General features: G+C 67.8%; 14 protein-coding genes. 8 read left to right on the top strand and 6 right to left on the bottom strand.

What is annotated here, in order from left to right; genetic code table 11:
• Window positions 1-56 precede the first annotated feature (56 nt).
• From Bsp3421_RS07705 to Bsp3421_RS07695, 3 genes are all read right to left on the bottom strand, one after another.
• Window positions 57-872, bottom strand: a complete 816-nt coding sequence (locus Bsp3421_RS07705; RefSeq protein WP_273997789.1) for an N-acyl homoserine lactonase family protein — start codon at window positions 870-872, stop codon at window positions 57-59.
• The gene (locus Bsp3421_RS07700) at window positions 869-2,257 is read right to left on the bottom strand and encodes a KamA family radical SAM protein (protein WP_273997787.1); all 1,389 of its coding nucleotides are present in this window, start codon (window positions 2,255-2,257) and stop codon (window positions 869-871) included. The genes Bsp3421_RS07705 and Bsp3421_RS07700 overlap by 4 nt, the downstream gene beginning before the upstream one ends.
• A 425-nt stretch (window positions 2,258-2,682) precedes the next feature.
• The gene (locus tag Bsp3421_RS07695; RefSeq protein WP_273997786.1) at window positions 2,683-3,705 is read right to left on the bottom strand and encodes a class I SAM-dependent methyltransferase; all 1,023 of its coding nucleotides are present in this window, start codon (window positions 3,703-3,705) and stop codon (window positions 2,683-2,685) included.
• Between the two features lie 440 nt (window positions 3,706-4,145).
• Here Bsp3421_RS07695 and Bsp3421_RS07690 point away from each other — a divergent pair, with 440 nt between their 5' ends.
• The 8 genes from Bsp3421_RS07690 (at window position 4,146) to Bsp3421_RS07655 (ending at window position 13,748) form a co-directional block, all read left to right on the top strand.
• Entirely contained in the window at window positions 4,146-4,721 is a 576-nt protein-coding gene (locus Bsp3421_RS07690) for a cupin domain-containing protein (RefSeq protein ID WP_273997785.1), read from the top strand.
• 324 nt (window positions 4,722-5,045) lie between these two features.
• Complete coding sequence (locus tag Bsp3421_RS07685; protein ID WP_273997783.1) at window positions 5,046-6,317, top strand: MFS transporter; 1,272 nt, start codon at window positions 5,046-5,048, stop codon at window positions 6,315-6,317.
• 126 nt (window positions 6,318-6,443) lie between these two features.
• On the top strand, window positions 6,444-6,767 hold the full coding sequence (locus Bsp3421_RS07680; RefSeq protein WP_273997781.1) for a hypothetical protein: 324 nt from the start codon (window positions 6,444-6,446) through the stop codon (window positions 6,765-6,767).
• A gap of 1,046 nt (window positions 6,768-7,813) precedes the next feature.
• Window positions 7,814-7,966: a hypothetical protein gene (locus Bsp3421_RS07675; RefSeq protein ID WP_273997779.1), complete on the top strand. Its 153-nt coding sequence runs from the start codon at window positions 7,814-7,816 to the stop codon at window positions 7,964-7,966.
• Between the two features lie 36 nt (window positions 7,967-8,002).
• Window positions 8,003-8,728, top strand: coding sequence for a LuxR family transcriptional regulator (locus Bsp3421_RS07670; protein ID WP_273997777.1), 726 nt, complete (start codon window positions 8,003-8,005; stop codon window positions 8,726-8,728).
• 566 nt (window positions 8,729-9,294) lie between these two features.
• Window positions 9,295-10,239, top strand: a complete 945-nt coding sequence (locus Bsp3421_RS07665; RefSeq protein WP_273997776.1) for a GlxA family transcriptional regulator — start codon at window positions 9,295-9,297, stop codon at window positions 10,237-10,239.
• A gap of 502 nt (window positions 10,240-10,741) precedes the next feature.
• Window positions 10,742-12,454, top strand: a complete 1,713-nt coding sequence (locus Bsp3421_RS07660; RefSeq protein WP_273997775.1) for a peptidase — start codon at window positions 10,742-10,744, stop codon at window positions 12,452-12,454.
• Window positions 12,455-12,536: 82 nt separating this feature from the next.
• Window positions 12,537-13,748 carry a M28 family metallopeptidase gene (locus tag Bsp3421_RS07655; protein WP_273997773.1) on the top strand — a complete coding sequence of 404 codons (1,212 nt, stop codon included), beginning with the start codon at window positions 12,537-12,539 and terminating at the stop codon, window positions 13,746-13,748.
• A 213-nt stretch (window positions 13,749-13,961) separates the two neighbouring features.
• Here the strand turns inward: Bsp3421_RS07655 and Bsp3421_RS07650 are convergent, their stop codons facing one another.
• The 3 genes from Bsp3421_RS07650 to betC all read right to left on the bottom strand — a co-directional run bounded on the left by Bsp3421_RS07650 (window position 13,962) and on the right by betC (window position 17,846).
• On the bottom strand, window positions 13,962-15,104 hold the full coding sequence (locus Bsp3421_RS07650) for a porin (protein WP_273997771.1): 1,143 nt from the start codon (window positions 15,102-15,104) through the stop codon (window positions 13,962-13,964).
• Between the two features lie 211 nt (window positions 15,105-15,315).
• A complete protein-coding gene (gene choX, locus Bsp3421_RS07645) occupies window positions 15,316-16,290 on the bottom strand; it encodes a choline ABC transporter substrate-binding protein (protein ID WP_273997769.1) in 975 nt (324 codons plus the stop codon).
• Window positions 16,287-17,846: a choline-sulfatase gene (gene betC / locus Bsp3421_RS07640; RefSeq protein WP_273997767.1), complete on the bottom strand. Its 1,560-nt coding sequence runs from the start codon at window positions 17,844-17,846 to the stop codon at window positions 16,287-16,289. The genes choX and betC overlap by 4 nt, the downstream gene beginning before the upstream one ends.
• Window positions 17,847-17,850: the final 4 nt, after the last annotated feature.

Below are 17,850 nucleotides of genomic sequence, written 5' to 3'. Positions count from 1 at the left end.
GCCCGATGCCACGTTCCGTCGATCCTGCTGTCTGGGGCGCCGCCGCGCGGCTCGTTCTAGCGCAGGGGCTCCGCGTGGAGCCGGACGATGTCCTCGTGTCCGTTCCAGGCCGGAAATCGCAGGCGCACGCCGGGATCGTGCCCGGGGATGATGTGGTCGGGACCGTCCGCGAGCGCCTCGATGCGCTGGTGGGCGTCGAGCATGCGGGCCACGTCCAGCACGATGGGAAAGGGCCGGCGCGCGCGGAGATTGTCCCAGTAGTGCGCGGCGTCGCTGGCCAGCACGAGGTGGCCGCGCGCCGTGAGCACCCGCACGACCTGCAGGCCGGCCGTATGGCCGCCCAGCAGATGCACGCCGACGCCCGGCGCGATCGGCCGGTCGCCGTCGACGAAGCGCACCTGCCCCGCGTACAGCTTCTCGATCGCGGCCGCGACGTCGCGCGCCTCGAACGGCTTTCTCAGCACGTCGTGGCACATGCAGCGGCCGGTGCAGTACGCCATCTCCGCCTCCTGCAGATGGAAGCGGGCCCGCGGAAACCCGCCGATATTGCCGGCGTGGTCGTAATGCATGTGCGTGATGATGACGTCCGACACCGACGCGGGATCGATGTCCAGCTCGCGCAGCAAGGCCAGCGGCGAATGCAGGTAGGTGCGGCGGCGCCGCGCCGCCATGTCCGGCGTGAACCCCGTATCGACCACGATGGTCCGCTGCGCGTTGCGGAGCACCCAGATGTAGAAGTCGAAGCCCACCGATGCATCGCCGTGCGGGTCCTCGCCCAGGTAGTTCTCGCCGCTGCGGCGGCCGTCGTGGCGCGCGTAGCGCAGCGCGTAGACCTCGTAGGGCTCGGGGGAAGAATCGGGGCGGTTCGTCAATTCGTCGTCTCCAGTGTCTCGTGCCGGTTCCGGCCGTCGTCGCGCGCGATGCGGACGATCGATTCAGGCTCGCGCGCGCCGTCGGCCGCCTTCTGGAAGAAGAACTGGCGCTCGCCGAACGCGGGCGTCAGCTGATCGAGCCACGATGCCTGCGCATCGAACTTCGCATAGAACGGACGCCGCACCCAGTCGGGGTTGCGCGCCTGCAGGAACTGCAGCGCGAAGACCTGCTCGCCGCCCAGCTCGACGATCCCGTCGATCATGACCTTGCCCGGAAACGCGCTCATGGACGGACCGCGCACGGTGCGGGCGAGACCGGAGACGGACTGGTACGCCGCCTGGAAGATCTCGTAGGCGCGCGCGAGCGGCAGCTTGAAGTAATCGCTCGGGCCGGTGTCGCGCTCGACGAACATGTAGTACGGAATCGCGCCGAGGCGCACGCCCGTGGTCCACAGATCCGCCCACGCGGCGGGATCCTCGTTGATGTGCCGGATCACCGGCGCCTGGATCCGCAACGTCGCGCCCGTCGCGATGATGCGGCGGATCGCCTGCTGGGCGATCGGATGCTGTATTTCGCGCGGGTGGTTGTAGTGGCCCATCAGGGCGAGATTGCGGCCGGACCGCACCACGTTCTCGAATACCCTGAGCAGATCGTCGGCGTCGCGATCGCTGACGAAGCGCTGCGGCCAGTAGGCGACCGACTTGGTGCCGATGCGGATGTTCTGGACGTGCGCCAGCTCGGGCGCCAGCAGCGGTTCGAGATATTCGCCGAGCGAGCGCGCGTTCATCACGAGCGGATCGCCGCCCGTGATCAGGATGTCGGTGACCTCGGGCCGCGTCTTCAGGTAGGCCACCAGATCGTCCGAGGCGCGCGCGTCGAACTTCAGCTCGTCCATGCCGACGAACTGCGGCCAGCGGAAACAGAACGTGCAATAGGCATGGCACGACTGGCCCGCGCTCGGAAAGAACAGCACCGTCTCCTTGTACTTGTGCTGCAGGCCCGGCAGCGGCCGCCCGTCGAGGTAGGGCACGTTGTGGGTCATCTGCCCGGCCGGATGCGGATTCATGCTCATGCGGATCGCGTGCACGACGGGCTCGAGCTCGCGGTCCGACGCGCCGCGGGCGATCAGATCGCGCAACGGGACATACTGGGCGTCGGGCAGCATGTCACGGTGCGGAAACACGAGGCGGTAGATCGGATCGTCCGGCACCTTGTCCCAGTCGATCAGCTCGCTCAGCACGTAGGGATTCACGCGAAACGGCAGGACGTGCGAGACCGTATCGACCGCCTCCTGCAAATCCGCCGACAGCTTCGCCCATTGTGGAGCCTGTCGGATCGTCTGCCTCGTATACGGCTTGAATTTCCACACCGGACTGTCTTGCATGGCGCATGCCTCTCAGGTATCTGTGAGAACGGATTTCGACTTCGATCGTCCGCGCCGCGTCCATGCGGCGCTCTCGCGGCCATGCCTCGCCCGCGATGCAATGCGGCGTTGCGGTGGAACCGGTCGAGTCGACGGGTCGTTGTTGTTCATCCCGCTTGAATGGGTGATGCCCTGTAGCGTCGCGGCCGCGTCTGGCCGACCGCGTCTAGCCGACCGCGTCTGGCCGGCCGCGTCAGACAAACCATGCCGAACTCGCGCCCGTTGCCTTCCTTTCGTCCGGCGAGGCAGACGCGCACGACACGCCCCCGTACCCTGCGCGATCGATCCGCGACATCGACGCGGCCCGGTTCATCGGCGTCGCGCGATCTCCCGCCGTCCGCCCCCCGGACGGCGAGGAACGGCGGGAGACCGTCGCGCCCGCCGCTTCAGCGCGCCCCGGCCTTGGTGCCCACGGCGATCAAGGTCGCGCGCGGAATCTCCGCCACGTAGTGATCGCGCTCGCGCGAGACCGAGATCGGTCCCAGCGTCTTTTCGATGAGCGGCTCGAGCGCCGCCTCGACGCCCGCGTCCGAGCTGGCCACCTTGATGAGGTCGTACATGCCGTACACGTGCCGGATCGCGTTGCGTCTCGCCTCCTCGGGCGTCGCGCCGCGCAGGACGAACGGGTCGGCCATCTCGAACAGCCGGATGTCGCGGAAGCCCGCGCGCGTCAGCAGCTCCAGCAGGCCCGGGCGCGTGAAGTGCGCGTTCGGATGCCCGGTGCGCGAATACGGATGCACGACTTCGTCGAAGAAGTTCGCGACGCGATCGCCGATCTCGAAGGTGTGCAGCACGAGCCGGTGGCCGGGCTTGACGGTGCGATGCGCTTCCGACACCGCGAGCTGCCGCGTCTCCAGGTCGAGGAGCTGGCTGCCGTAGGCGATCAGCACGCCGTCGAGCGCGTCGTCGCGGAACAGGCTCCGGCCCGCCGACTGACGGATATACGGCAGATGCTTCGCGCGGCAGGCGCTGATCATCAGATTGGAGAGATCGGCCGTCACGATGGTCGGCGCATGCACGCCCAGCGTCGTGAAGAAGCGCGCGACCGTGCCGCCGCCGCCGAGCACGTCGAGAATCCGGAAATCGGCACCGGGAATGGCGTTGTAGTCCGGCGAGAAGCACTTGATCAGGCTGATCATGCCGACGCTGCGATTGTCGTAGTTCTGCTGCGCGAGATTCGTCTTGTTGTAGGCGGCCCCGCGACCGCCGATCTCGTTGCCTTCGAACTCCCAGGACAGGCGATTCATTTCATCGAGGTAACGGGCGATCGCGTCGTCGTCGATGCGCGCCGGATCGAGCAGCGTATAGAGATCGGGCCAGCGCTCGCGAAGGTCTTGCAGATAGTCTTTGAACGTCAGCGTGTCGATGTAGATGTTGTTCTCCGACCCGTTTTCAAGCTGCGCGGACATGCTCTCTCCTTCTCGTGTGGGGAAACGCAGGCCCGTTCGATCGAACCCGCCCTCGTTGAACGCCATTCATGCCGGTCGACTGCGCCGCTCCGCGCGCGACTTCCGTCGCGGGGACGATGCATCGCCCGCCGTCCGGCATGTCCGCGCATCGATGTCGCGCCGCCCTCGCGGCGCATCGAGTCGTCGAGCCGGATCCTTCGAGCATTCATCGTAGCGGACGGCACCGCGCGCGTGACGGCGCCGGAACAGTCCGCCTATAAAAAGCGCTAGGGGTAACGCACGCGCCCCGCGCCCGCGCGCTTCGCGGCGCGAGATACTTCACATGGCCCCGGATCGCGGCGGCATGCGGACCCGCGCGCGATGCGCGTCGACGCGCGGGATGCGTCGCATGCCGCGCCCCGGATGAGCCGGTCGACCGATCTTCGAAAGGATGCGATGGAATGACGACGAGTCTTGCGGCGGACGCGAACATCATGACGCTTCGCGCGTATCTGAACCGGGTGAGCCGTCCGGCCGACCAGCCCGCCTTCTGGTCGGCCGGCGCGCTTGCCGCCGCGCTCGCGGGCCTGCCGCCGGGCGAGCCGCAGGCGATCGTGTTGACGGCGAACACGCGCGGCAGCCAGGGCGAGATCGCGCCGGATCTCTCGCTCGTGCTGCAGGAAATCAGGCCGGGGCAGCAGTCGGCGCCGCATCGTCATTCGTTCTGGCATCTCTATATCGTCCAGGCCGGACGCGGCGCGGCCTGCATCGAAGGCGCGGGCGAGGCGCGCGCCATCGCGGCGGGCGACATCGTCTTCGTGCCGCCGTTTCACTCGCACGGCTTCGACAATCGCGAGGGCGCTGAATCGCTGATCCTGATCACCCTGCAAAACATGCCGCAGCTCGCCCAGCTGGGCTGCTTCATGCGCGAGGGCGAAGCCGGCTCGTGGTATCTCGTGCACACACCCGGCGAGCCGGCGACGACGCGCTTCGAAGGACGCTTGAGTCCGGCCGCGACCGGCCCCGACGCGGCATGAAACCGTGACGGCGATGGCCGGCGGAACGCGCGTCGCATGCAGGCGGATGCAAGGTCCGGAGCCGCGCGCCGACGTCGGTGCGCCGCGCGTGCGCATGCCGGGCCGGCCGTGAGGTCTCGCCCCGGCGCACGCGGCGCGTCGCGCGGCCGCGCTCGTTCGATGCAGGCCGGCGGCGACAGCCACGGCGTCGTTTCGCTCCATCGCGTCGACGGTCGCCGAAGCCTTGCCGCGCGCCGCCGACGCGGGCCGCGAGCGACGCGGCGCGCCGATTGCGTCCGGACCGCGACCGCGCGTCTGCGCGCCCACATCCTCTGAGCACCCGCCATGCCGGACACGCCATCGTCGACCGAACCCGCTTTCCATCGGCTGCTGCTCGCCGTCTTCCTGCCGTTCGCGCTCGGCCATTTCCTCTCGCTGTTCTTCCGCAACGTCAATGCCGTCCTGACGCCGTATCTCGTCGCCGAGATGCCGCTCGGCGCGGATCGCATCGGCCTGCTGTCGAGCGTCTACTTCCTCGCGCTCGGTCTCGCGCAACTGCCGGTGGGCCTGAGCCTCGATCGCTGGGGCCCGCGGCGCACGCAGATCGCTTTCCTGAGCGTTGCCGTGGCCGGCGCGCTTCTGTTCGCGGCGGCCCGCGATTTCGCCACGCTCTTCGCCGCGCGCGCGCTGTGCGGCATCGGCATGGCCGGCGCCTTCATGGCGGCCGTCAAGGCCATTTCCACGGCATTCGACGCGCGTCGGGTGCCGGTGCTCAACGGCGGCATGATCGCCGTGGGCGGCCTCGGCTCCATGGCGGCGACCGCCCCCGTCGAATGGGCCCTGCATGTCATGAGCTGGCACGTGCTCTTCGTGTGGATCGCCGGCGGCCTGGCGCTCGCCATCGCGACGACCCTGCTCCTCGCGCCGCCCGCCCTGGACGCCCCGACGCCCACCGCGCCTGCGGGCCCCGGCGCCCTGGCATCGTTCCTGGACGTATGGCGCGTGCCGGGCTTCCGTCGCACCCTCTCGCTCGTGCTGCTGCCGCACGCGGTCGCATTCGGCGTGCAGGGCGTATGGCTCGGACGCTGGGTCAGCGATGTCGCCCGCCTCGACCGCGCGACGACCGCCAACGTTCTGTTCGCAAGCATGGGCGGCATCGTGGCCGGCGCGCTGCTGGTCGGCGCGCTGGGCGGCTGGGCGGCGCGGCGCGGCTATCGGCTCATCGACGTCGCGGGCGTGGGCGTGGCGCTGTTCGTCGCGGTGCAGGCGGCGGCCGCGTACGGGTGCGTGCCGCTCGTGCCGATGCTGACGGTGGCCTTCACGCTCGTCGGCGCGATCGGCGGGCTCGAATTCTCGCTGGTCTCGCAAGCCGTGCCCCGGCATCTGACCGGACGGGCCTCGACGCTGCTCAACCTGCTGATCTTTCTCGGCTCGTTCCTGGTTCAAACCGTATTCGGCCTGATTCTCGACTGCTGGACCCCGTCGTCCGACCTGCACTATCCCCCCGAAGCCTATTCGGCGGCGTTCGGCTTGCTGGCGCTGCTCCAGACACCCGGGCTCGCGCACTGGTACTGGCGGCGCGACGCGTCGCGCTGGCTCGGCCGTCCGGCGGAATGACCGCCGCGCGTCGCGTACCTGAAACACGGATGGTCTATGATCTGGACGCGGTCGACATGCCTCGACCTGAAGCGGGAATCGTTACGCCGAGCCAGCCAGTTCACCCCCACATGAATGAGGTGCACCGTGGTCACTGAAATCGTTTTCTTCAAACTCAGGCCGGATATCGATCTGCCGACGCTGCTGGGACACTATGAAAAAGCGGCGATCAAGTGGTCGACCAACCCGGACCTGCTGCACAAGTGGTACTACTACGACGACGCCACGCACGAAGGCGGCGGCGTCTACGTCTGGCGCACGCGCGAAGCGGCGGCCCGCTGGCATGACGACGAATACAAGGCGATGGTCGAGAAGGTCTATGGCCATCCGCCCGTCATCCGCGTGCTCGACACGGTGCTCCATGTCGACGCGACGAAGCAGCAATACGAAATCATCGGCGCTCAGGCCTGACGCTCGAGCGGGCATTGCGCGACCGCGTATTCACCACGCGACCGGAACCTCGGCTGCCTGCGGTCCCACGATGAAGTCGGTTTGAAGGCGGCCGCCGCGCGCGGCCTTCGCCTTTCCGCGTCCCCTGATATCGCGCTCCGCGCGTCCTCGGTTCCAGGGCGCGCCCCTCTCCGCCACGATCCGTTCCCTGTGTTCGGCAATGCTTCCGGCGCAACGCGCTTTATGCCGCATTGCGAACCCGACTCAATATTCAATTTGACTCGAATAATAGACGCTATCGATCCGGAAAGATAAACAATATCCGCAGCGCCACGCCATTCCGAATATCGTCGGCCTAATTCCGGGTATTTCGATCAGGACGAAACAATGACTCGAATCCACCTGCCCACCGCCAAACCTTACAATTTCAAAATGGCAATTCCAATCGACGCCTGAAGCCGCCTCTCCCGAAATCACCTGCCAGGCCTGGCGCGACGTGGAAAACAGCAGCCTCACATCAAATGCAATCCAGCCCCAACGGAATAAATCGATTCTGATTTTGAAAGCATATTGTCAATATCGAATCACACATACAAAAACATCGGAAATCATTGTTGCGTATCCCGAATGATCAAGGTATCTTTTTATCATGCGACACATTCGATGCGTTTGTCGAATTTGTTGCAACTGTTGAGTATTCGCTTAATTTCCAGAAAATCATTACGTCATGGCAGCGTCATCATAATTTCGGATGCTGCAATGATTCCAGCTGGAAGATCCAGGGTGTCGGGCGGAGCGTGAGCCTCCGCGCATGACCTTGCGCGAACGCGGGGATCGAAGCCGAGTCCACGCACCCGCGGCAAGGCGATTGCGGGGCATGACGGCGCGGAAGACCACGGTCAGGCGGCGGCGCGCGATTCCGGCATGCGGCGCGGTGCGCGGCCCATCGCGGAACGCCGCGCGCGAAGGCCCAGCGCCTCGGATCCCGGCCGTGGGTCATGACGTCGATGGCATCAGCTTCAAGACAGTACGCAGCAAAACGAGGCACATCGTGTTGCGCGACGCGGATGACGATCCGCGTCGAACGTTCCGGAAGCCACGGTTTCCCTGATTCTTCATCCGCCGGTTTCAAGCCACGGCCGCACGACCACGGGCCGGGCGCGGCAACGCGCGCGGCCGCCGAAGTCATGGAAAACCAATCAACCGACGACATTCGCTGACTCGCCTTGACCATGAAGATTCATTAAGGATGTCAAATGAATATTAATCTTTCGACATGGTGGAACGAAGTATTCACCGGCTTCAGCCATGCCCTGACCGATGCCGAGATTTTGCAGAATATGGAGCACTGCGCGCGGCGGCTCGGATTCGAGCGCGTGGCATTCGGCACCAAGGGCACCGCGTCTCCCAAGGACGACGGGGTAAGCATCATTTCGAACTACCCGGACGCCTGGCTCGCGCGCTACCTGGAACGCGACTACGTGGCGATCGACCCGACCGTCCGCCTCGGCATGCGCACGCGCAGCCCGGTCGTGTGGCATGACGCGCTGTTCGTGAAATCGCAGCAGCTGTGGTCGGAGGCGCAGGATTTCGGCCTGCGCGCCGGCCTGGGCCAGTCGTCCTGGGCGCGCGGCGGCATCTTCACGCTGCTGTCGCTGGCCCGGGACCGGGAGCCGGTCAGCGTCGACGAGGTCCACGCGCTGCAGCCTTATCTGTTCATTCTGGCCGAGTGCGTGACATCGAAGATCCAGAATTCGATCGACGGTGAAAACGCGCGGCGATACCTGCAGCGGCTCTCGCCCCGCGAGATCGAAATGCTCAAATGGAGCGCGGACGGCAAGACGGCCACGGAGATTTCAACGCAGTTGGGCATCGCGAGCGCGACCGTCTATTTTCATTTGCAGAATGCGAAGCGCAAGCTGGGCGTCACGACGAAGATTCAGGCCGCGGACCATGCGAGGCGCCTGGGTGTGCTCGATTGAAGCCGCGCTCGCGATCGCGAGCTCCGGCATCGCGCCGTACACCGATGCCGTGTCCGCCGACGCCGCGCGCGTCGACACCGCATCCGTGACGGCGGGCTTCGATTCACGCGCGTGCGACGCACGCCGCATGACAGAATGTCGGATCGAGCAGGCGCGGCGGGTCCAAAGTCATGGGCCGGATGGGTCAGCAGGCAACCGATGCCGGCTTTTTCACGGCTGGGGGCGACGCGCCCCGCACACGTTCGGCGGCGCTCCGTCCGCTTGAAAGCGAGCGACAAATCCTCGCCGGCAGCCCCGGCGGCACTCGGATGACGATGCGACGCATGAAGGCGGCGGCATGAAGCGGCCACGCGTTCTCGGCAACGAATACAAGACGCCTGGTTGAACGGATTTCCACTCATCCCCCCGGATTCGCGTGCGCCATACCGCTCGCCATGTCGATCCGAAGAAGCAAGCCCGCGAGGCTCTCGCGAGCCCCGCCCGACGGCATCTCGATCCATCGCGCGTGCGTCGCATGAAATCATGGACAATCGAAGCTCCCCGACCGCACGGCGCGCGCGCTCCCGATGCCCGAAGACCTTCATTTCCTGCTGCTGCCCGGCTTTTCCGCGCTCGGCTTCATGTCGGCGCTCGAGCCCTTGCGCGTGGCGAACCGCTTCCGTCCCGATCTGTATCGCTGGCGCCTGCTCAGCAGCGACGGCGCGCCCGTGGTCGCGAGCAACGGCATCGCGCTGAATGCCGACGCCGCGTACGCCGACGTCGCGCGCGTCGACACCGTATTCGTGATGGCGGGCTTCGATCCGCTCGCGTGCTACACGCGCACGCTCGCCGCGTGGCTGAAGCGCTGCGATCGCGAGGGCGCGACGCTCGGCGGCATCGACACCGGTGCGTTCATCCTCGCGCAGGCCGGCCTGTTCGCGCCCGCGCAGCCGCTGACCCTGCACTGGGAAGCGCTGGCCGCGTTCCGCGAGCGCTTCCCGCAATTGCACGCGACACAGGAGCTGTTCGAGATCGACGCGCGCCGCATCACCTGCGCGGGCGGCACCGCGTCGATCGACCTGATGCTGAACCTGATCGGCCGCCGCCACGGCGCGGCGCTGGCCGCGACGATCTCCGAGCAGTTCGTGGTCGCCCGGATCCGCCCGCCGAGCGACCATCAGCGGCTGGAAATCGCCGCCCGCCACAACGTGCGCAACCGCAAGCTGATCCATGCGATCAGCCTGATGGAGCAGCACCTGGAAACCCCGCTGTCGTCCGACGCGCTCGCGCACGAGACCGGCATCACCCGCCGCCAGCTCGAACGGCTGTTCAGCGCGACCTTCGACGACACGCCGACCCACTTCTACCAGCAGTTGCGGCTCGACCGCGCGCGCGAGCTGCTGCAGCAAACCGGCATGTCGATCGCGGCGATCTGCGCCGCGTGCGGCTTCGAATCGCCTTCGCACTTCTCGCGCACCTATCGCGCGCGCTTCGGCGCGAGCCCGCGCGACGACCGACATGCGCTGCGCTGAATGCAGCGATCCTTGCACTGCAGCACAAAATTGCAGCGCAATCGGCGTCGCGGCAACGTTTACGTCAGTTTCATCAACAACCCCGCCAATTACTCGACAGATCGAATCAGCGGTCGAAAATAAATCGAAAAAATTGTGAAAATGTTCTGTAACATATCCTAAAAATACGTAGGCAGCCTAAGAGATGTCCGCTCCAAGCGGCGCGCGCGGGCTGCCTGTCGACTCGCTGATCCGAGGGGGTATGTCATGACGATGCGCGTCAGGTTCTCGCCGTTTCCGTCCTTCGTTTCCCACCCATACGCCGGCGCCGCCCGGCGGTCGCCCGCCGGCCCCTTCGCCGCCTGTTTGCTTCGACTTGATACTTAGTCGTCCTAGGCAGTAGCAACACCCCGCAGCAGCGCGCCTTGTCGCGACGGCTCCGCGCCGCCGCGCGGGCCGTGTCGTCCTTGCGTTTCGAGAGGTTCGTGGTGGCTCCCCCAACTTTACGACCATGAGGAACTCCATGCAGACATCCTGCAAAGCATTGCCGTTGGCGCTCTGCGTCGCGCTCGGCTTCGGCGTCGTGACGAACGCCGGCGCGGATTCGAAGGCCGGCGACCCGCAGGCCCAGACCCTGCGCGACAGCCTGACCCGGGGCGTCGCGCCGCCCGCCGCCGCGCTCGATCAGGCGGACGGACAGGTTCGCCCGAACGGCGTCGCGGTGACGCTGTATCAACCGGCGTTCCGCGCCGCCAAGGCCGGGGCCGGCGCGACCGCGACCGCGCGCGCGTTCGTCGGCGAACAGGCCGCGCGGCTCGGCCTCGACGCGAATGCGCTCGCGAGCCTCGTCGTCACGTCCGAGCGCAAGGACCCCGATTTCACCGTGGTGCGCCTGCAGCAGCAGGCGGGCGGCCTGCCCGTCTACGGCAGCGAGATCGCGGTGACGGTCGCGCGCGACGGCCGCGTGCTGTATGTCGCGAGCAATGCGATCGGCGGCGTCGCGGCCGTGTCGGCGAAGGCACAGGCGGTCGACCAGCAGCAGGCGCTCGACCGCGCCCGCGCCTATCTCGGCGCGACCGGCTTCACCCACCTCGACGCCGCGCTCGTCGCGTTCGTCGACGCAGCCGGCACGCATACCGCGTGGAAGGTGCGGGTGCGGCCGCAGGACGGCCCGCGCGGCGACTGGGAGCTGCTGGTCGACGCGCAGAGCGGCGAGGTGCTGCGCGCCGAGGACAAGGCGTTCTACGCGACCGACGGCAGCGGCCTCGTGTTCCGGCCGGATCCGTTGTCGTCGACCAAAAGCAGCTACGGCAGCACCGGCTACAAGGACAACAACGACGCCGACTCCGCGCAACTGAACGCGGCCCGCGTGCGCGTGACGCTGAAGGACCTGACCCAGACGGGCGGCAGCTACAAGCTGGCCGGCCCGTACGCGGCCTGCGCCGACTTCGATGCGCCGCGCGACAACGCCTGCCCGGTGCAGACCTCGTCGACCTTCGACTTCACGCGCTCGAACCTCTACTTCGAGGCGGTCAACGCGTACTACCACATCGACACGTTCCTGCGCTACGTGAACCTGACGCTGGGCGTCAAGGCGCTGCCCTACCAGTACACGGGCGGGGTGCAGTACGACCCGCACGGCGAATCGGGCGCGGACAACTCGTCGTACTCGTCGAGCAGCGGCAGGCTGTCGTTCGGCCAGGGCGGCGTCGACGATGCGGAAGACGCGGACGTCGTGATCCACGAACTGGGCCACGGCATCCACGACTGGGTGACCAACGGCGGCCTGTCGCAGCAGGAAGGCTTGTCCGAAGGCACGGGCGACTACCTCGCGGCCGCGTACAGCCGCGACTTCAACCAGTGGAGCCCGACGGACGCGCAGTACAACTGGGTCTACAACTGGGACGGCCACAACGAATTCTGGGCCGGCCGCGTGACCAACTGGAACGTCGGGCGCACCTATGCGCAGGCGCGCGGCGCGGAGATCCACACGGCCGGCCAGTACTGGGCGTCGTGCAATCTCGTCGCGCGCGATGCGATCGGCGGCGTGGCGATGGACAAGGCGTTCCTGAAGGGGCTGTCGATGACCAATAGCTCGACCAACCAGAAGGCCGCCGCGCAGGCGGTGCTGACCGCCGCGTCCGCGCTCGGCTACAGCAGCGCGCAGCTGACCGCGATCGGCAATGCGTACAACAAGAGCTGCACGTACGGCGTCACGGTGCCGAAGCAGTCATGACCCGGCAACCGCGACAGGCGGGGCGAACCGCACGACCTGCGGCCGCCCTGTTTCTCGACATCCCATCCCGATGAGATCGAACATGCCTATGCTTACCCGTCTTTGCGCCGCCGTGGGCGGCGCGCTGTTCACCCTCGCCGCGCACGCGGCGCCGGTCTGGATCACGCTCGACGCCTCCGCGCTGCGCGAGCTGCAACGCCTCGACCCGGGCGCGAACGTCGCGTCGTCGGCCGCCGCGGGCGTCGCCGCCGCGGCCGCGCTGCACGTGGTGCAGGTCGACGAGGCGCTGCTGCCCGAGCTGGCGCGCGCGGTCTACGACGCGCGCGGCCACGGCCCCGGCTTCATCGTGCACGACTCGCGCGCCGAGGCGCTGCGCGCGCTGCAGGCGCCCGTCGCCGCGAAGCCGGCCGCCGCGCCCGACTACCGGATCGCCGCGTCGCCGCAGATCAAGACCTGGATCGCGCAGCTGCAGGCCAGCAACATCGTCGGCACGATCACGTCGCTGTCGAGCTTCACGAACCGCTACTACACGACCTCGCACGGCGTGGCCGCGTCCGACTGGCTCGCCCAGCAATGGAAGCAGCTCGCGGGCGCGCGCGCCGACGTGACGGTCGAGCAGTTCGCGCACTCGGGCTGGCCGCAGAAATCGGTGATCCTGACCATCAAGGGCAGCGATCCGAGCGCGGGCACGGTCGTGCTCGGCGGTCACCTCGACTCGACGGTCGGCCGCACCACGGAAAACTCGCGCGCGCCGGGCGCGGACGACGATGCGTCCGGGATCGCGAGCCTCACCGAAGCGCTGCGCGTGCTGCTCGCGAACCAGTACAAGCCGAAGCGCACGATCAAGTTCATCGGCTACGCGGCCGAGGAGGCGGGCCTGCTCGGCTCGAACGCGATCGCCAGGCAGTTCCGCGCGCAAAACGTGAACGTGGTCGGCGTGCTGCAACTCGACATGACCAACTACAAGGGCGATCCGAAAGACATCTACCTGATCACCGACAACACGAGTTCCGCGCAGAACACCTACGTGGCCAACCTGGCGAAGACCTACCTGCCGGAGCTGAGCGTCGGCACGTCGAGCTGCGGCTATGCGTGCTCGGATCATGCGTCGTGGAATGCGCAGGGTTACGCGGCGTCGTTCCCGTTCGAGGCCGACAAGAACGACAGCCCGTACATCCACACGGTCAACGACACGCTGCAGAACTCGGACAGCCAGGGCAACCACGCGCTGAAGTTCGGCAAGCTCGCGCTGGCCTATGCGGTGGACCTGGGGGACGGCGCGGCGAAGCCTTGAGCGGCGCGGCGCTGGCTTGACGACAGGCGGGCGCGCGGTGGCGCGCCCGCCGTACGCCCGCCGATCGGATCACGCGCGGGCGCGACGCCCGCCGGAGCATGCCCGGCACCAATACCGACGATCGGCGCCAGGGTTTCGCCGCTTCCCGGACAGCATGCAACGCCATCCTTCCGCGACGCGCATGACTCACGACGCGCGCGCCGCCGCGCCCGCTCAGAACGAATGGCGCATGCCGATCCGCACGTCCGCCTGGGTCTGCGTGGTCGACGGCGTGAAGCTGTAGCCGATCACGGCGTCCACGCCGTTCGACGCGCGCAGGTAATCGCCGGACAAATAGACGTCGGTGCGCTTCGACAGCAGATAATGCACGCCCGCCGAGCCCTGGTTCCAGTGATTGCCCTCGAAGCGCGTGTGCTGGTAGCCGGCGATGAAGCTCAGCGCCGGGGTGAACTGGTAACTGCCGCCGCCTTCGTACACCTGCATGTGCGACGACTGGCCGAAGCCCTTGATCGTCGTATAGGTGAAGTTGCCCATCAGCGTGAGCTTGCCGAGCGCATAGCTCGACCCGACGCCGAAGGTGCCCTGGCTGTCGACGTTCATCGGCGTGTTCGCGTACAGGTCGGTGACCTGGCCCGTGGCCGGATTGACGCTCACGGTCGGCTGGCCGAGGAAGGTGTGGGTGCCGATCATCGCGTACGGGTCGAACGCGTAGATCCCGTTCGGGTTGTTGAGGCGCGTATAGGCCGCGCCGATCATGAAATCGCCCTGCGTGAAGTTCGCGCCGAGGCTGTAGGCGCTGTTGCGATGGAAATCGCCCGCCACGTTGCCGAACGAATACATGCCGCCGAACTTGAAGCCGCCGAACGTGTTCGACAGGAATTTCACCGAATTGGGCAGGCGGTCGCCGTTGAAGCGGTCGAAGTCGCCCTGGTGGATCGCGTAGCCGCTTCCCCACGCCGAGATATTGGTCGTGTAGACCATTTCGTTGGTCATGTCGAGCTGGTTGCCGAGCGACAGCGTGCCCCAGTCGTTCTGCAAGCCGACATAGGCCTGCCGGCCGAATTCCGCGCCGCCGAAGCCCAGGTTGCCATTGCCGAGCCGGAACCCGCTTTCGAGCACGAAGACCGCCTTCAGCCCGCCGCCCAGTTCCTCGACGCCCTTGAAGCCGATCCGGTTGCCGTAGGACACGCCGTCGTCGAACTTCACGACGCGCCCGCCTCCCGAGTTGCTCACATAGGTCACCCCGGCGTCGAGAATGCCGTACAGCGTGACGCTGCTCTGCGCGTAACCGGCGACCGGCACGCCCGCGAGTACGAGCGCCACTGCGCGCCACGCGACGCGCTTCGTCTTGTTCATGTCCACACCCTCCCTGCCCGCTGATTGGAAAGCGGACTCCACGCGCCACGCGGATCCGCGCCGCCTGCCTGTCTGTCTGTTCCACGCGCGGCGATCGTTGCGCGCCTTGTGCACAATCAACCGCCGCTCGCCAAAAAGTACAAACCCATATTTCGCGCTACCCGTCTCCAGGCGACATCGAATGGTCAGCAGACGACCCGGGCAGGCTGCGTCACGGCCCGGCCAGCGCCGCGCGCACCGCGGGCAGGCCCGGCGCGCCGTTCGCCGTGGTCACGCCGTCGAGCCATGCGGCGACGCGCGCCGGCTCGTCGCGCAGCGCCTGCCGCGCGGCGGCCTCGGCGGGCTGATGCGGGTCCAGGAGGCGCGCGATCAGGCGGTTTTCCAGATCGACGCCGAAGCGCATCTGGCGGAACAGGCGGGCGAGATTCGGACAGTCGGCGGCAAAGCCCGCGCGGGTCACCGTGTTGACGGTCGCGCTGCCGTAGTCGGGACCGAAGTACGCATCGCCGCCCGCGAGATACACGAGGTGGAAACGTGTATTCATCAGATGAGGCTCCCAGGCGAGGAACACGATCCACTCATGCGCGCGCACCGCGCGCTCGACCTGCGTCAGCATGCCGGTTTCGCTCGATTCGACGAGCGACCAGCGCGCGGGGCCGAGCGCGTGATCGTCGAGCATGCGCCGGATGCTCTGGTTCGCGGGCGCGCCGGGCTCGATGCCGTAGATCCGCGCGCCGAACCGGTCCGCCTGCCGCGCGAGATCCGCGAATTGCCGCACGCCGGCCGCCGCCACATAGTCCGGCACGGCCAGCGTGAATTTCGCGCCGCTCAGGTTCGCGCCGAGCACGTCGATCGCGCGCGCGTCGACGAACGGTTTCACGAGCGGCGCCTGCGCCGGCATCCAGTTGCCGAGGAACACGTCGATCTGCCCTTTCTTCAGACCTTGATAGGTGATCGGCACCGACAGGTTCGAGACGCTCTGGCGATAGCCGAGCGCCTTCAGCACGACGCCCGCGAGCGCGTTGGTCGCCTCGATGTCGGTCCAGCCCGGCGCGGCCATCCGCACCGCGCCGCACACGGCCGGCTCGCCGGCCCACGCGCCGCCGAGCGCGCCGGCCGCGAGCGCCGCGCCCGCCAGGAACCGCGCGAGGCGCGGGCCCCGCTTCATCCGCTCGATGCGTTTCATGATTCGCCTCCCCCATCGGCCCGCGTCGTCACGCGTGGAAAGCGCGCCATCGCCTCGACGTCGTCGAGCGCGAGATGGTTGCGCATGTAGCGGCGGCTCGCGTCCTGGAACGGCTGCCAGTCCCACGCGCGCACCTGGCCCTGGCTGCTCGCCTGGAAATGGAAACGCCGCCGCCGCTGGCTCGCGCGCACCGCTTCGCCCAGCGCGGCCAGATCCCAGCGCAGCGCCGCCTCGGTGCGAAACGCAGCGAGCGTCGCCGCCGCGCCCGGATCACCGGCCAGATTGACGCGCTCGCGCGGATCGTCGCGCAGGTCGTACAGTTGATCGGGATCGACGGGCGAATGCACGTACTTGTAGCGGCCGCGCCGGATCATCACGAGCGGCGCGACGGCCCCCTCGGCCAGATACTCGCCGAACGCCTCGTCATGGCCCGCGCCGCCCGTCAGGTGCGGCAGCAGGCTGCGGCCGTCGACCGGATCCGGCCACGCGGCCGGCGGCGCGCCCGTCGCCAGTTCGACGAGCGTCGGCAGCAGGTCGACGTGCGACACCGACGCCGCGACCCGCGCGGGCGCGAAGCAGCCGGGCGCGTGCACGATCAGCGGCACGCGGCAGCCGCCCTCGAAGAACGTCATCTTGTACCAGAGGCCGCGCTCACCCAGCATGTCGCCGTGGTCGGACGTGACGACGATCGTCGTATCGCTCGCGAAGCCGCTTTCCTCCAGCGCCGCGAGCACGGCGCCGAACTGCGCGTCGACATAGGAGGTCGCGCCGTAATAGGCGTGCCGCGCGCGCCGGACCTCGGCCTCGGACGGCGGCGCGGCGTCGTTCGCGCACACCGCGCGCAGGCGGCGCGAGTGCGGATCGTCGGCGACCTCGCCGCGGCCCACCGCGGGCAGATCGATGTCCTCGTGCTGATAGAGATCCCAATAGTCGCGACCGATCGCATACGGATCGTGCGGATGGGTCAGCGACACGACGAGGCAGAACGGCCGCGCGTCGCGGCCGGCCGCCCGCTCGCGCGCGATGTCGTAGAGCTTCTGGCGCGCGGCGAAGGTGACCTCGTCGTCGAAATCGAGCTGGTTCGTGCGCACGCACGGCCCGGCCTCGCGCACCGACGACATGTTGTGATACCAACTCGGCCGCTCGTCCGGCCGGCTCCAGTCGGGCACCCAGCCGAAATCGGCCGGGTAGATGTCGGTGGTGAGCCGCTCCTCGAAGCCGTGCAGCTGGTCCGGCCCGCAGAAATGCATCTTGCCCGCGAGCACCGTGCGGTAGCCGGCCGCGCGCAGGTAGTGCGCGAAGGTCAGCGTCTGCGCGGGCAGTTCGGCCGCGTTGTCGTAGGCGCCGATCGCGGCGGGCAGCTTGCCCGTCATCAGCGAGAAGCGCGACGGCGCGCACAGCGGGCTCGCGCAGTAGGCCGAATCGAACACCACGCCCTCGGCGGCCAGCCGGTCGAGATGCGGCGTGCGCACCAGCGGGTGACCGTACGCGCGCAGCGCGAACGGCGTCAGCTGATCCGCCATGAGGATAAGGATATTCCGCTTTGTATGAAGCATCGCG

Origin of the sequence: Burkholderia sp. FERM BP-3421, from assembly GCF_028657905.1 — a bacterium.
In the GTDB taxonomy this organism is placed as follows: domain Bacteria; phylum Pseudomonadota; class Gammaproteobacteria; order Burkholderiales; family Burkholderiaceae; genus Burkholderia.
Note: the sequence above shows the minus strand (reverse complement) of the source record. Positions and strands in the feature narration are given on the sequence as shown.